This window comes from Kitasatospora cineracea, from assembly GCF_003751605.1.
GTDB lineage: Bacteria > Actinomycetota > Actinomycetes > Streptomycetales > Streptomycetaceae > Kitasatospora > Kitasatospora cineracea.
Genome location: NZ_RJVJ01000001.1, coordinates 599841 through 615117, shown reverse-complemented (window position 1 = coordinate 615117; position 15277 = coordinate 599841). Strand labels below are relative to the sequence as shown.

General features: G+C 76.0%; 12 protein-coding genes. 8 read left to right on the top strand and 4 right to left on the bottom strand.

Annotation, left to right across the window (positions count from 1 at the left end; translation table 11 throughout):
• The first annotated feature begins 40 nt into the window (after positions 1-40).
• Entirely contained in the window at positions 41-1294 is a 1254-nt protein-coding gene (locus tag EDD39_RS02735) for a hypothetical protein (RefSeq protein ID WP_123553202.1), read from the top strand.
• A gap of 49 nt (positions 1295-1343) precedes the next feature.
• Here EDD39_RS02735 and EDD39_RS02730 read toward each other — a convergent pair whose 3' ends face one another.
• The gene (locus tag EDD39_RS02730) at positions 1344-2651 is read right to left on the bottom strand and encodes a nucleotide sugar dehydrogenase (protein WP_123553201.1); all 1308 of its coding nucleotides are present in this window, start codon (positions 2649-2651) and stop codon (positions 1344-1346) included.
• Positions 2652-3192: 541 nt separating this feature from the next.
• Here EDD39_RS02730 and mfd point away from each other — a divergent pair.
• Entirely contained in the window at positions 3193-6798 is a 3606-nt protein-coding gene (mfd, locus tag EDD39_RS02725; RefSeq protein ID WP_123553200.1) for a transcription-repair coupling factor, read from the top strand.
• Positions 6799-6940: 142 nt separating this feature from the next.
• Here the strand turns inward: mfd and EDD39_RS02720 are convergent, their stop codons facing one another.
• Positions 6941-7543, bottom strand: a complete 603-nt coding sequence (locus tag EDD39_RS02720) for a DUF4352 domain-containing protein (protein WP_123553199.1) — start codon at positions 7541-7543, stop codon at positions 6941-6943.
• A 252-nt stretch (positions 7544-7795) separates the two neighbouring features.
• Here EDD39_RS02720 and EDD39_RS02715 point away from each other — a divergent pair, with 252 nt between their 5' ends.
• From EDD39_RS02715 to EDD39_RS02700, 4 genes are all read left to right on the top strand, one after another.
• On the top strand, positions 7796-9886 hold the full coding sequence (locus EDD39_RS02715; protein WP_123553198.1) for an N-6 DNA methylase: 2091 nt from the start codon (positions 7796-7798) through the stop codon (positions 9884-9886).
• A gap of 135 nt (positions 9887-10021) precedes the next feature.
• On the top strand, positions 10022-10630 hold the full coding sequence (locus tag EDD39_RS02710; protein ID WP_123553197.1) for a hypothetical protein: 609 nt from the start codon (positions 10022-10024) through the stop codon (positions 10628-10630).
• The gene (locus tag EDD39_RS02705) at positions 10627-12201 is read left to right on the top strand and encodes a serine/threonine-protein kinase (protein WP_279633951.1); all 1575 of its coding nucleotides are present in this window, start codon (positions 10627-10629) and stop codon (positions 12199-12201) included. Before EDD39_RS02710 ends, EDD39_RS02705 begins: the two co-directional genes overlap by 4 nt.
• Before the next feature lie 135 nt (positions 12202-12336).
• Positions 12337-12960 (top strand): SurA N-terminal domain-containing protein, encoded by a 624-nt coding sequence (locus EDD39_RS02700; RefSeq protein WP_162869921.1) that lies wholly within the window; start codon positions 12337-12339, stop codon positions 12958-12960.
• Between the two features lie 14 nt (positions 12961-12974).
• Here the strand turns inward: EDD39_RS02700 and EDD39_RS02695 are convergent, their stop codons facing one another.
• Positions 12975-13244, bottom strand: coding sequence for a response regulator transcription factor (locus tag EDD39_RS02695; RefSeq protein WP_123553195.1), 270 nt, complete (start codon positions 13242-13244; stop codon positions 12975-12977).
• 45 nt (positions 13245-13289) lie between these two features.
• Positions 13290-13460 (bottom strand): hypothetical protein, encoded by a 171-nt coding sequence (locus EDD39_RS39220; protein WP_162869920.1) that lies wholly within the window; start codon positions 13458-13460, stop codon positions 13290-13292.
• Between the two features lie 161 nt (positions 13461-13621).
• Here EDD39_RS39220 and EDD39_RS02690 point away from each other — a divergent pair, with 161 nt between their 5' ends.
• A complete protein-coding gene (locus tag EDD39_RS02690) occupies positions 13622-14653 on the top strand; it encodes a helix-turn-helix transcriptional regulator (RefSeq protein WP_123553194.1) in 1032 nt (343 codons plus the stop codon).
• Between the two features lie 169 nt (positions 14654-14822).
• On the top strand, positions 14823-15233 hold the full coding sequence (locus tag EDD39_RS02685) for a hypothetical protein (RefSeq protein ID WP_123553193.1): 411 nt from the start codon (positions 14823-14825) through the stop codon (positions 15231-15233).
• The last annotated feature ends 44 nt before the right edge of the window (positions 15234-15277 follow it).

The following is a 15277-nucleotide window of genomic DNA, read 5'->3' as shown; positions in this document are numbered from 1 at the left end:
CGGGGCCGCGCAGCCCGCGAGCACGAGGAGAACAGCCGAAATGAGCGACGCCGTGTCCCAGTACGGCTTCACCCCGTCCCGGCGCGGCTACGCGCCCGACCAGGTCGACGCGGCGGTCACCGCGCTCAGCCGCGAACGCGACGAGGCATGGGAGCGGCTCAGCGTCCTCGGCGGCGGCCTGCGCGAGATGGAGAAGCGCCTCGCCGACATCAAGCAGGCCGCCGAGGACGCCCCCGACCCCGACTTCGCCGAACTCAGCGACCAGGCCGCCGCCCTGCTCGGCATCGCCCTCAACGAGGCCGACGCCGTCCACGCCAAGGCCAAGCGCTCCGGCGAGGACGCCCGGGACGCCGCCCACGAGGCCGGCGAGGCCGCCGCCCAGGCCGCGAAGGAGTTCGCCGCCAAGCTCCGCGAGGAGACCGACCAGTTCGTCCGCCGCACCGACGAGCGCAGCCGCGCCGAAGCCGAGCGCCTGCGCGCCGAGGCCGACGCCGAGGCCCGCGCCCTGGTGCACGCCGCGACCGGCCACGCCGCCCGGGTCCGGGTCTCCGCCGCGAACGCCTCCGAGCAGTCCGAGGCCACCCTCGCCGAGCGCCGCCGCAAGGCCGACGAGGACTTCGCCGCCGCCGAGACCGCCGCCGACGCCGCCGTGGCCAAGGTCACCGCCGCGGCCGACGCCCGGGTCAAGGAGGCCGAGCAGCACCGCGAGGCGATGCTCGAGGAGGCCCGCCGCCTCGACACCGACGCCCAGGCCAAGGCCGACGCGGCCCTCGCCGCGGCCCGGGAGAAGGCCGACCGGATCAAGGCCGCCAGCGACCGCGAGCAGGCCGACTTCACCAAGCGCCTCGACAAGGTCCAGACCCACCTCGACCACATCAAGGGCACCCTCGCCTCGCTCACCGGCGCCGCCGTCGGCGCCATCGAGGACCCCGAGGACGCGGCGCAGGCCGTCGAGGCCAAGAAGGCCGACCTCGGCAAGCCCCCGGTCACCGACCAGCCCACCGCCGTCCTCGGCCCGGTCAAGCCCAAGGCGGACCCGCGCCAGTCGTACACCGCCCCCGAGCCCGCCGAGCCCCCGGCCCCGCCGGTCAAGCCCGCGAGCTTCGCCAAGGACCCGCTGCCCCCGAAGCCCGCGACCGCCCCGGCCGCGCCCGAGGCCGCACCCGCGCCCGAGGCGAAGCCCGAACCGGAGGCCAAGGCCGAGGCGCGGATCGTCCCCAAGATCGTCATCGTCGACGACGGCATCGACCACGACACCCGCCCCAACCGCAACCGCATCCAGCGCAAGGGCTGAACCCGGCCGCCGGGAACGCCCCGGGCCCCGTCCGGCCGCCGGGCGGGGCCTACAGCACCTCGACGGCTGTGCCCGTGAGGCGGCGGCGGCAGTCGAGGACGTAGCGGGCGTGGGCGGTGACGGCGGTGTAGTCGAACTCGTCGTGGTCGGCGAGGAGGAGGACGGCGTCGGCGGCGGCGAGCTCTTCGGGGGTGGCCTCGACGCGGTGGACGGTGGCCAGCGGGCCGCCCTCGTGGGCGGGGGTGCGCTGGCCGGGGACGTGGGGTTCGGCGACGTGGACGCCCGCGACGACGTGCGGGTCGGCGGCGCGGACCTCGGCGCCCTGGCGGGTGAGGAGTTCGACGATCCGGGCCGCCGGGGTCTCCCGGGCGTCGCCGGTGTTGGCCTTGTAGGCGAGGCCGAGGACCAGCACGCGCGAGCCGTTGACGCTGCGGCGGCGCTGGTTGAGGGCCTCGGTGAGCCGGCGCACCACGTAGTCGGGCATGTGGCTGTTGACGTCGTTGGCGAGCTCGACGAACCGGAAGGACTGCCCGAGTGCGCGCTCCACCCGCCAGGACAGGTAGGAGGGGTCGATCGGCAGGCAGTGGCCGCCGACCCCCGGGCCGGGGGTGAAGCGGAGGAAGCCGAAGGGCTTGGTGGAGGCCGCGTCGATGGCCTCCCAGACGTCGATGCCGAGGTCGTGGGCGAACATCGCCAGCTCGTTGACCAGGGCGATGTTCACGTGCCGGAAGGTGTTCTCCAGCAGCTTGGTCAGTTCGGCCTCCTTGCAGGAGGAGACCGGGACGGTCCGCTCGACCAGCTGCCCGTAGAAGCCGGCGACGGCGGCCAGGCCCTCGGGGGTGGTGCCGGAGACCACCTTGGGGGTGTTCTCCAGCTTCCACACCGGGTTGCCGGGGTCGATCCGCTCGGGGCTGTAGCCGAGGTGGAAGTCGGTACCGGCCCGCAGCCCCGACCCGGCCTCCAGCAGCGGGGCGAGCAGTTCCTCGGTGGTGCCCGGGTAGGTGGTGGACTCCAGCACCACCGTCGCGCCCGGCCGCAGGTGCCGGCCCAGCAGCTTCGCCGACGCCTCGATGTAGGACAGGTCGGGGACGCCGTCGCGCAGCGGCGTCGGCACGGTGATCACCGCGACGTCGAAGCCCGCGACGTCGGCGGGCGTCGCGGAGGGCAGGTACGCCCCGGTGTCGAGCAGCGGGCGCAGCCGCTCCCCGGGGATGTCCTCGACGTAGGACTCGCCGACCGCGAGCCGCTTGATCCGGCGTTCGTCCACGTCGTACCCGACGACCCGGTGGCCCACCTCGGCGGCGCGCACCGCGAGTGGGAGTCCGACATAGCCCTGACCTGCGATGACCACGCGCATGACGAAGCAAACCCCCTGGAAACGGCCGGTGTCCCCACACCTTCTTCACACGAGGGTACGGAGCGCCGCCCGCCGCGCGGGCGGCTTCGCCGGAAGTGGTGCGGGCGGGGCGGGCGGGGCCGGACGACAGGACGCCGAGAGCCGCGGCGCCCGCCCGGGAGCGGACGCCGCGAGTCCCGGCGTGAGTGGCACGGGCGCCCCCACCCAGGGTCGCCCGGCCTTCGCACTCCCGACCCCCATCGAGGTGCGATCGCGCTTCCGCAGCCATCCCCCACGGTTGGATGCGGCCCGCGCTGACATCCATGGTGCGCGCCGACCATGGACGCGCAGTGACAGCAACATGTCGGCCGCATGATCTCTGGACAAGCCGTGCCGGATACCGGTGAGTCGGCTCGGAAGGCCCGGCGGGGCCGCCGCACCGCGTGCCGGGCGGCGGTGCGGCGTAGGCTGGACACCCCCCGGGGCGCACCGCGTTCCGGGCTGTCGCGCTGCCCGGCCGTCCGCTGTGCCGGGCCACTCCCCGTCGTGGAGAAACTGACGTATGAGCCTGTCCGGACTGCTCGATGTCGTCGTACGGGACGCCGCCCTCGCCGAGGCGATCGAGGCGGCGGCCACGGGGCACAGGCAGCACCTCGACCTGGTCGGCCCGCCCGCCGCCCGGCCGTTCGCCGTCGCCGCGCTGGCCCGTTCGCTGGCCGCCCGGGGCGGTGAGCGCGGCCGGCCGGTGCTGGCCGTGACCGCCACCGGCCGGGAGGCGGAGGACCTCGCGGCGTCGCTGCGCTCGCTGCTGCCGCCCGACGCGGTGGCGGAGTTCCCGGCGTGGGAGACGCTGCCGCACGAGCGGCTCTCCCCGCGCTCGGACACCGTCGGCCGCCGCCTCGCCGTGCTGCGCCGGATCGTCCACCCGCGGGCGGACGACCCGGCGGCCGGGCCGGTGCAGGTGGTGGTGGCGCCGGTGCGCAGCGTGCTGCAGCCGCAGGTGAAGGGGCTGGCCGAGCTGGAGCCGGTGGCGCTGCGCCGCGGTGAGCAGCACGACCTGGGGGAGGTGGCCCGCGGGCTGGCCGCGGCCGCCTACGCCCGGGTCGAACTGGTTGAGAAGCGCGGCGAGTTCGCGGTGCGCGGCGGCATCCTGGACGTCTTCCCGCCGACCGAGGAGCACCCGCTGCGGGTCGAGTTCTGGGGCGACGAGGTCGAGGAGATCCGCTACTTCAAGGTCGCCGACCAGCGCTCGCTGGAGATCGCCGAGCACGGCCTGTGGGCGCCGCCCTGCCGGGAGCTGCTGCTGACCGACCAGGTGCGCGCGCGGGCGGCCGAACTGGCCGCCGAGCACCCCGAGTTGGGCGAGATCCTGGACAAGATCGCGCAGGGCATCGCGGTCGAGGGCATGGAGTCGCTGGCCCCGGTGCTGGTGGACGACATGGAGCTGCTGCTGGACGTGCTGCCGGCCGGCTCGGTCGCCGTGGTGTGCGACCCGGAGCGGGTCCGCACCCGGGCCGCCGACCTGGTGGCCACCAGCCAGGAGTTCCTGGCCGCGTCCTGGGTGGCCGCGGCGGCCGGCGCCGACCGCCCGATCGACCTGGAGGCGATCGACGTCTCGGCCGCCTCGCTGTGGTCGCTGGCGGACGTCCGCGAGCACGCCGCCGGGATCGGCCTGCCCTGGTGGTCGGTCAGCCCGTTCGCCACCAGCGACTCCACCGTGAGCGACATCCTGGAGTTCGACGCCGACACGCTCACCCTGGGCATGCGCGCCGTCGAGGCGTACCGCGGCGACACCGCGCGGGCGATCGCCGACGCCAAGGACCGCCTGGCCGCCGACTGGCGGGTGGTGATGGTGACCGAGGGCCACGGCCCGGCGTCCCGGCTGGCCGAGGTGCTCGGCAACGAGGGCATCGCGGCCCGGCTGGTCGCCGACCTCGCCGAGGCCCCGACCCGGGACGTGGTGTACGTGTCCTGCGGTTCGATCGAGCACGGTTTCGTGGACGACGAGCTGAAGCTGACCGTCATCACCGAGACCGACCTGTCCGGCCAGAAGTCGTCCACCAAGGACATGCGCCGGATGCCGTCGCGCCGCCGCAACGCGATCGACCCGCTGGCGCTGGCGGCCGGCGACTACGTGGTGCACGAGCAGCACGGCGTCGGCCGGTACGTGGAGATGCTGCAGCGCACCGTGCAGGGCGCCACCCGCGAGTACCTGGTGCTGGAGTACGCGCCCGCCAAGCGCGGCCACCCCGGCGACCGGCTGTTCGTGCCCACCGACCAGCTCGACCAGGTCACCAAGTACGTGGGCGGCGAGGCTCCGACGCTGCACCGCCTCGGCGGCGCGGACTGGGCGAAGACCAAGCAGCGGGCCAAGAAGGCGGTCAAGGAGATCGCCGCCGACCTGATCAAGCTGTACTCGGCCCGGATGGCGGCCCCCGGCCACGCCTTCGGCCCGGACACCCCGTGGCAGCGCGAACTGGAGGACGCCTTCCCGTACGCGGAGACGCCCGACCAGCTGACCACCATCGGCGAGGTCAAGGCCGACATGGAGAAGTCCGTCCCGATGGACCGGCTGATCTGCGGCGACGTCGGCTACGGCAAGACCGAGATCGCCGTGCGGGCGGCCTTCAAGGCCGTTCAGGACGGCAAGCAGGTGGCGGTGCTGGTGCCGACCACGCTGCTGGTGCAGCAGCACTTCTCGACCTTCGCCGAGCGGTACGCCAACTTCCCGGTCAGCGTGAAGGCGCTGTCCCGGTTCCAGACCGACACCGAGGCGAAGGCCGTCCTGGAGGGCCTGTTCGAGGGCTCGGTGGACGTGGTGATCGGCACCCACCGGCTGTTCTCCTCGGAGACCAGGTTCAAGGACCTCGGCCTGGTGATCGTCGACGAGGAGCAGCGCTTCGGCGTCGAGCACAAGGAGCAGCTGAAGAAGCTGCGGGCCAACGTGGACGTGCTGACCATGTCCGCGACGCCGATCCCGCGCACCCTGGAGATGGCGGTCACCGGCATCCGCGAGATGTCCACCATCACCACCCCGCCGGAGGAGCGGCACCCGGTGCTGACCTTCGTCGGCCCGTACGACGAGAAGCAGATCTCGGCCGCGATCCGGCGCGAACTCCTGCGCGAGGGCCAGGTGTTCTACATCCACAACCGGGTCGAGTCGATCGACAAGGCGGCCGCCCGGCTGAAGGACCTGGTGCCGGAGGCCCGGGTGGCGACCGCGCACGGGCAGATGGGGGAGACCCAGCTGGAGAAGGTCGTGGTCGACTTCTGGGAGAAGGAGTTCGACGTCCTGGTCTCCACCACCATCGTGGAGTCCGGCATCGACATCTCCAACGCCAACACCCTGATCGTCGAGCGCGGCGACACCTTCGGCCTGTCCCAGCTGCACCAGCTGCGCGGCCGGGTCGGCCGCGGCCGCGAGCGCGGCTACGCGTACATGCTGTACCCGCCGGAGAAGCCGCTCACCGAGACCGCGCACGAGCGCCTGGCCACCATCGCCCAGCACACCGAGATGGGCGCGGGCATGTACGTGGCGATGAAGGACCTGGAGATCCGCGGCGCCGGCAACCTGCTCGGCGGCGAGCAGTCCGGGCACATCGCGGGCGTCGGCTTCGACCTCTACATGCGGATGGTCGGCGAGGCGGTCGCCGAGTTCCGCGAGTCGCTGGACGGCGGCGGGGAGCCGGAGGAGGAGCCGCTGGAGGTGAAGATCGAGCTGCCGGTGGACGCGCACGTCCCGCACGACTACGCGCCGGGCGAGCGGCTGCGGCTGCAGGCGTACCGCTCGATCGCGGCGGTCAACTCGGAGGCCGACATCGCGCAGGTCCGCGAGGAGCTGACCGACCGCTACGGCAAGCTGCCCGAGCCGGTGGAGAACCTGCTGCTGGTGGCGGGCCTGCGGTTGTTCGCCCGGCGCTGCGGCATCGGCGACATCACCCTGCAGGGCACCTTCGTCCGGTTCGGGCCGGTCGAGCTGCGGGAGTCGCAGGAGCTGCGGCTGAACCGGATCTACCCGCGCACCCAGGTCAAGTCCGCGGCCCGGCAGCTGCTGGTGCCGCGGCCCGGCAGCGGCGGCCGGATCGGCGGGAAGCCGCTGGTCGGGCGGGAGCTGCTGTCCTGGTGCGCCGAGTTCCTGAGCACCATGTTCGAGGACCTCAAGCGGTAGCGGGACGGCCGCCCGAGCGGCGGCGGAACGGCCGCGCACCCGTCGACGGGGGCGCCGGAGGGCGGCAGGACGGCGCCCCCCGGCGCCCCCGTCCGCGTTCCGGCGCCCCCGACTCGTCCGCCGAGGCCCCCGGCGCCCGGGGTCAGGCGAGCTTCCACTGGCCCGACTGCTGGGCGAAGCCGCTGTCCAGGGCGAACTGCACCTTGTCGAGCTTGGCGTCGGCCGGCACCTCGAAGGTGATGCAGCCCAGCGCGCTCTCGCCCGGGGCGATCGACAGCGGGACGGGGAACTCCGGGCCGGCCACGGTCTCGGCGATGGTCGCCTCGTAGTTCTGGCCCTGGGCGTCGATCAGCTTCGCGCTGTTGTGCGGGGCGTCGGAGTAGGCGGCGCTGCCGGTCGCCTTGATCCGGAACTGGGCGGTGACGTAGCGCTTCCCGGCGGCGGGTTCGGTGTACTCGTCCGCGCCCTTCGGGTTGTCGACCACCTTCACCAGCGTGACGTCCGCGCTGTTGCTCTTCTCGGTGCCCTTGAGGGCGATCGTGTCACCGGTCTTCGCCGCCGCGTTCTTCGGCGCGTCCGCGGCCGGGGCGGAGCTCCCCCCGCCGGCGGCCGGGGCCGCGGCGGGGCTCTTGGGGGAGGTGGACACGCTGCTGTCGGTCGGGCCGCAGGCGGTGGTCGCGGCGGCGAGCAGGGCGGCGCCGAGCAGGACGGCGGCGGTGCGGCGGGTGCGGAGGCGGACGGACATGGCGGGTTCCCCCCAGGGAGGTCTGCGGTGGGCCGGTGGTTCCGGCGTGGCACCACTGAACCACTCTGGTGTGAACAGTGTCAATCGCGATTCGCGAAACGTCTCCGTTCACGTGTGAACGGTTGGGGGGATGGCGGGGTTGCTATGCTGCGGGGCCACGCCCGAGCGACGGGTGCTGACCGCCGAGCACCGACCGCCGACCACCGACCGCAGACCGCCGGCCGCCGAGCGCTGCCGCGAAGGAGACCTCCGATGCCGGACCGCCCCGAGGTGACGGCCGCCGAGATCGCCCGGCTCGCCGGAGTCGGCCGGGCCGCGGTCTCCAACTGGCGCCGCCGCCACCCCGACTTCCCGAAACCTTCCGGCGGCACCGAGGCCAGCCCCGCCTTCCGCCTCGACCAGGTCGAACAGTGGCTCCGCGCCCAGGGCAAACTCGCCGAACTCCCGCTGCTGGAACGGGTCTGGCGGCAACTGGAGACCCTCCGCGACCCCGACGGCCCCGCCGCCGCCCCGCTGGTCACCGCCGGCGCCGTCCTGCTGCTGCTGCACCGCGACCCGGCCGCCCGCACCGACCTCGCCACCCAGCCCGACACCCGGCTCGCCACCGCCCTGCCCAAGGCGCTGCGCCGCACCGCCGCCGCCGCTCTCGGCCCGGACGCCCCCGCCACCCTCGCCCTGCCGCTGATCGCCGGCGCCACCCACCTCGACCTGGCCCGGCTGCTCGCCGACCTCACCGCCGACACCGCACCCGCCACCGCCTACGGCCACCTGCTCACCCGCTACGCCGAGGCCAACCCCCGGCTCTCCCCGCCCATCCCGGCCGACACCGCCGCCCTGCTCGCCGCCCTCGCCCGGCCCGACGGCCCGGCCCCCGGCGGCGGGGAGACCGGCCGGACGGTGCTCGACCCGGCCTGCGGCACCGGCGGCGTGCTGCTGGCCGCCGCCCCCGCCGCCCGCCTCGGCCAGGAGTCCGACCCCGCGCTGGCCGGCGTCGCCCTGCTCCGCCTCGCGCTGGCCGCCCCCGCCGACGCCCCCGGCCCGCTGCCGCTGGACGTCCGCCCCGGCGACGCGCTGCGCGCCGACGCCTTCGCCGGGCACGCCGCCGACGCGGTGCTCTGCCGCCCCCCGTACAACGAACGCGACTGGGGCCACGACCAGTTGCAGTACGACTCGCGCTGGCCCGGCCGGCTCGTCCCGCCGCGCGGCGAGTCCGAACTCGCCTGGGTTCTGCACTGCCTGGCGCACACCCGCCCCGGCGGCACCGCCGTGCTGCTGCTCCCGCCGACCGTCGCCTCCCGCCGGGCCGGCCGCCGGGTGCGGGCCGAACTCGTCCGCTCCGGCGCCCTGCGCGCCGTGGTCGCGCTGCCGGCCGGCGCCGCCCCGCCGTACGGGGTGCCGCTGCACGTGTGGGTGCTGCGCGGGCCGCAGCCCGGCGACGAGTTCCGGCACGTCCTGCTGCTGGACGCCGCCACCGGCGCCGACGAGGACCGGGCCGCGCTGCCCGCCGCCGTCCTGGCCGCCTGGCGGGAGTTCGACACCGCGGCCCGCACCGGCGCCCCGCTGCCCGCCGACCGGCCCGGCCGCTCCCGGGCCGTCCCCGCGCTCGACCTGCTCGACGACGAGACCGACCTCACCCCCGCCCGCCACCTGCCCGCCGCCCCCGCCGCGGCCGCCCCCGACCTGCTCACCGCCCTGCGCGGACGGCTGAGCGCCGAACTCGCCCGGCTCGCCGACCTCGACACCGCGCTGCCCGCCGTCGCCCCCGCCACCGCCGCCGAACCGCCGCAGGTCAGCATCGGCGAACTCGCCCGCTCCGGCGCCCTCCAGGTGCACTCCTCCGGCCAGGGCGCCCCCGCCCGGCCCGGCGGCCGCACCCCGCTGCTCACCGACCAGGACCTGCAGAACGGCACCCCGCCGAGCGCCGCCACCGACGCCGCCGACGCCATGACGGCCCGTCAGGGCGACGTCCTGGTCCCGGTGCTGGGCGGCGAGGGCGCACGGGCCGTGCACCCCGGCAGCCCCTGGGACGGCGCCGCCCTCGGCCCCCGGCTGCACCTGCTGCGCCCCGACCCCGACCTGCTCGACCCCGACTTCCTGGCCGGCCAGCTGCGCGCCACCGGCGCCGGACGCCGGGCCAGCAGCTACGCCTCCACCACCAGCCGCCTCGACATCCGCCGGGTCGAACTGCCCCGGCTGCCGATCGAGCGCCAGCGCCGCCTGGGCGAGGCGTTCCGGCGGATCGCCGGGTACGAGGACGCGCTCGCCGCCGCCACCGCCGAGGCCCGCGCACTGACCAGGGCGCTCACCGACACCCTCGCCTCCGGCACCGCCGAACCGGCCTGACGGACCGTCGGCGGCCCGGACCGCCGCCCGGGCGCCCTCCGGCCGGTCGGCAACGGGAACGCAACGGGCTCCCGGCACGCCGACCCGTGACGGTACCGTGTGCGCAGCACGTCCCGCCGTCGCCGAGGAGCCACCATGCCCGCCCGCGCCGTCCCGTACCGGAAAGGGCTGACGGCGCTGCTCGCGCTGATACCGGTGCTGAGCCTCGGCCTGCTCGGCATGGTGCCGTCGACGGTGCTCGCCGTCGACCGGCGGCGCCGGGCCGACATCGTCGGCGCGGCCGTCATCGGCCTGATGGAGGTGGGCCTGTTCGTCGCGGCCGCGCTGACCCCCGAGGGCGAGCCGATCGACAACCTCACCACCGGGCTGCTCCTGTTCCCGCTCTTCCTCGGCACCCCCGTGCACTTCCTGCTGATGAACCGGCGCGACCAGTGGCCCGCCGGCGCCGCCCCGGCCCCCGCCCCGTACGGCTACGCCTACCCGCCGGTCGCCTACCCGCCGCAGCCCGGGCCGGCGATGCCGCCCGGGCCGACGGCGAAGTCCGGCCCGACGGTGCGGCCCGCGCAGCCGTACGCGGCCACCGAGCCCCACCCGGCCAACCCGTACGCGACCCCGTACCCGCCCGCCGCGCCGACCGCGCAGCCCGCCCCCGCCGTTCCCGCACCCGCCGCGCCGACCGGCGCCGCCGAACTGCGCGAACTCGGCGAACTGCTGCGCCGGCAGGCCGGGAACGGGCAGCCGTGAGCCGGGTCGTCGGCGGGCGCTACCTGCTCGACGAGAAGATCGGGCACGGCGGGATGGGCCAGGTCTGGGCCGCCCGCGACCAGCGGCTGGAACGCCGGGTCGCGGTGAAGCTGCTGCGCACCGACGCGCTGCCGAACCCCGCCGGGCGCGGCGACAGCCAGGCCGACCTACTGCGCCGCCGCTTCCTGCGCGAGTGCCGGATCGGCGCCGGGCTCGACCACCCCGGACTGGTCACCGTCTACGACGCGGGCACCGACGGGGAGGAGCTGTACCTGGTGATGCAGTGCGTCCCCGGCCTCAGCCTGGCCGACCTGGTCGCCGAGGAGGGCCCGCTGCCGGTCGAACGGGCCGTCGCCGTCGCCGGGCAGCTGTGCGCCGCGCTGGCCGCCGTGCACCGTGCGCAGGTGGTCCACCGCGACCTCAAGCCCAGCAACGTGATGATCCGGCCCGACGGCCGGGCGATCCTGCTCGACCTCGGCATCGCCACCGCCCTCGACCCCGGCGCCACCCGCCTCACCCTCACCGGCAGCCCGATCGGCAGCCCCGCCTACATGGCCCCCGAACAGGCCATGGCCGCCCTCGCCGACCGCCGCAGCGACCTGTACGCGCTCGGCTGCATGCTGCACGAGATGCTGGCCGGCGACCCGCCGTTCCCCGCCCCCACCGCGCTCGCCGTGCTGCGCCGCCAGGTCGACGACCCGCCCGTCCCGCTGCGCCGGCTGCGCGCCGAGGTGCCCGCCGCACTGGAGGCGCTGGTCCTGCGGCTGCTCGCCAAGCGCCCCGAGGAACGGCCCGCCGACGCCGCCGAGGTGCACGCCGTCCTGCTGCCGATGCTGCCCGCCCCCACCGGCCGGATCCGCACCCGGCTGCCCGCCGTCCCCGACCCCGGCGACCCCTACCGCTACCCCCACCACCCGCAGCCCACCCCGCTGCTCGTCCCGCCCCCGGCCCCGCCGACACCCCCGCCCGCCGCCCCGCCGCTGCCGCCCGCGCCGCCCGCCCGCCCCGGGACGGAGACCCTCGGCGCGGCCTGCGCCCGGCTCTCCGACCTGGTCGACGCGGGCCGGCACACCGAGGTGCTCGAACTGTCCGCCCGCCTGCTGCCCCGGGCCGCCGCCGAACAGGGCGAGGGCGCGCCGCTGGTCCGCACCGTCCGCGCCATCCGGGCCCGCACCCTGCTCGCCGGGCAGCGCTGGGCCGAAGCCCTCCCCGAACTGCGCCAGCTCACCGCCACCGCCGCCCCCGGCGACCCCGCCGTCCTCGACCACCGCCGGCACACCGCCCGCTGCCTCGAACACCTCGGCCGCCCCGACGAGGCGCTCGCCGAGTACCGCGCCGTGCTGGCCGCCCTCCCGCCCGACTCCCCGCACACCGTCGAGGTCCGCGAACGCACCGGCCTGCTCCTCGCCGCCACCGGCCACCCCGAGACCGGCTGGCACGGCCTGCTCGAACTCCTGCTGGAGACCGAACGCCTGCACGGCCCGCACCACCCCGACGTCCGCCGCCTGCGCACCCACCTCGAACACCTCGGCCGCCACCGCACCACGACCGACAACCCCTACGCGACCTGACGCCACACCGGTCGCGGCCCTCCGGCGCGCCGGAGGGCCGCGGGGGTCTGGCACCCGGGGGCGGGGCTCAATATTGTTCGTCCCAGCCGTACGCAGAGCACCACCGGACCGCGCTCCACCGCCCAGGAGGCCCCAGTGATCCGCACCAGCTCCCCCCGCCGACCGCTCGCCGCCCTCGGCGCCGTGGTCGCCGCCGCCGCGCTCACCGCCTGCGGCGGCGCACCGGCGCACCAGGGGGCCGCCGCCGTGGTCGGCGGCGACCGGATCAGCATCGCCCAGGTCGACGCCCGGGTCGCCGCGGTGCGGGCGGGCGCGGCGCAGAGCGGGACCGCCGCCGAGGAGCAGCCCGGCCTGGCCCGGCACGCCGTCTCCGACCTGGTGCTCGGCAAGGTCGTCGCCCGCGCCCTGACCGACCGTCGACTGGACGTCAGCCAGAGCGAGATCGACCGGGCCCGGGCCGCTGACGCCAAGACCGTCGGCAGCGAGGCCAAGCTCGCCGAGCTGCTGCGCGCCAAGCAGGGCGTCCCGGCCGGCGACATCGACGCCTTCTACCGCCAGCAGATCGGCCTGATGAAGCTGGCCGGCGGCCAGGACCCGAGCGGCGCCGACGGGGACGCCGCGATCCGCAAGGCGCTGGTCGACGCCGGCACCGCGCTGCACATCGAGGTCAACCCGCGCTACGGCAGCTGGGACACCGCCCGGATCGGCCTCGCCGACAGCACCGAGGACTGGCTGCCGAAGACCGTCCGGACGTCCTGACCGCTGCGGCCCGTTCAGTGCGCCCGGACCGCCGCGCCCCCCGCCGCCGCCGGGGCGCGGTGCCGGGCGTCGTGGGCCAGCAGCGCCAGCTGGACCCGGTTGGTGGCACCGGTCTTGGCCCGGATCCGGCGCAGGTAGGTGTCGACCGTGTGCGGGCTGAGCTGGAGCCGGCGGGCGATCGCCGAGTAGGTGGCGCCGTGGGTGAGCAGTTCCAGGACCTGGTGCTCGCGCCGGCTGAGGCCGTCGGTGAGGTCCGGGGCGGGGAGGGGCGGAACGGTCGACATCTGCGGTCCCTTCGTCGGGGCGGGTCGGCGGGGGAGCGGCGCGGCTCAGCTCAGCGGCTTGCACAGCGGCAGGTCGCAGCCGCCCCAGGAGGTGTCGCCGTCGGAGGCCACCGCGGTGACCGGGGCGGCCGAAGCGGCCGAGGCCAGCACGGGCGCGGCACCGAGCAGGGCGGCGAGCAGACCGGCGAACGCGACAGCGCGAGCGAACCGCTTCATGGCAGGGTCCTCCTGGGGTGTGGAAGGGGGGATCTCTCGGCGGTCCGGTTTCCGATCGGAGCACCGGCGCCTGGGAACCAGCATGGCCACCCGCCCGCGTCCGAACCATTGTCCGGACGCCTCACCAACTGCACTGGCAGCAAGATGACCTGGGGACAGAAATGGACCTAATACCCCGAACCCCCGCACCGGGAGCCGATTTCGTCCCCGACCCGGCCGACGTCGCGGCCTACTCCTGGGTGCAGGAGCACGGCCGGCTCGACCCGGCCGCCCTCGCCGGGCACCTCGAACGCCAGGGGCTGGACCCGTCCGGCGCCGCCACCGCGCTGCGCCGCCTCGCCGACTGGCGGCTGATCCACCCCGACCCGGCCGACCCCGCCCGCGGCCACGCACTGCCCCCGCAGAGCGCGATCGCCGCACTGGCCGCCCCGGTCGAGGCCGAGATCCAGCGCAGCCGGGCCGAACTCGCCCACCGCCAGGCCCTGGTGTCCGCGTTCCTGCCGCACCACCGGCAGGCCGACCGGGGCGCCGTGGACGGCACCGGCGCGATCGAGGTGATCGCCGACCTCCCCGGCGTCCAGGCCGCCCTCGAACGGGCCTCCGCGGCCTGCCGCAGCGAGGTGCTCACCATCCAGCCCGGCGGCAGCTCCCGGGTCCCCGCCGCGATGGAGGAGGGCCTGCGCCGGGACCGCGCCCTGCTGGGCCGCGGCGTGCGGATCCGCACCCTCTACCACCACACCGCGCGCTTCCACGGCCCCAGCCAGGCCTACGTCGAGGCCGCCACCGCGCTCGGCGCCGAGTACCGCACCGCGCACGAGCTGTTCGGCCGGCTGATCGCCTTCGACCGCGAACTCGTCTTCCTGCCGCTCAGCGACGGCTCCCCGGGCGCCCTGGTGGTCCGTCAGGAAGCCCTGCTGGCCTACCTCTGCGACATCTTCGAGCAGGCCTGGACGCTGGCCCGCCCGTTCGCGGCCGCCGCCGAGGACGGCCTCGAACAGGTCTCCCAGGAACTCGACCGGACCATCGTCCGGATGCTCGCCGCCGGGCTCAAGGACGAGGCGATCGCCCGCCGCCTCGGCATGTCGCTGCGCACCGCCCGCCGCCACATCGCCGACATCATGGACGAGTTGGGCGCCGAGAGCCGCTTCCAGGCCGGGGTCGCCGCGGCCCGGGCCGGCCTGCTCGACGACTGAACCGCCGCCGGGCCGCCGTCGCATTGCCGCCCCGCCGTGTCACGCGGTCCCGGGACCTGGCCCCCGGGACCGCTTTCCCGTGACTGTCCGCTGACCGCGCCGCGCCGCACCATTGTTCCCAGCGGGGCACACCGGGCCCCACCGGGACGGCGGAACGGAGGCGAACGCGATGCAGTGGGGACAGGAAGAGGCCAGGCCGGCCGACCCGGCCCGCGAGGTCGCCGCCTTCCTCCACCGCCGGCTCGGCAGCGGCCCGGCCCTACTGTGGACCGAGGGCGACCCCCCGGACGGCGAACCGTCCGGTGCCGCCCCGGCGCACCGGGCGGCCCGCTGGGCCGACACCCTGCGCCGGCTCCTGGGCCGGGCCGTGGAACCCGCGGGTGAACTCACCCCGGGCGAGGGCAGCGCCCTGCTGCTCTTCCAGCACCACGGCGCCTGCCAGGTCCGGCCCACCCCGGGAAGCGACCAGGGCCTGCGCCTGCGCCCCGGCCAGTGGCTGCTGCTGCCCCCCGGCTGCGGCTGCCACCTCAAGTGCCGCCCCGGCGCCGAACCGCTGGCGCTGCGCATCCCGACCGCCTGACCGCACCACCCTCCCGGGTCCGCGCCGGGGCGACGACTGCCCCG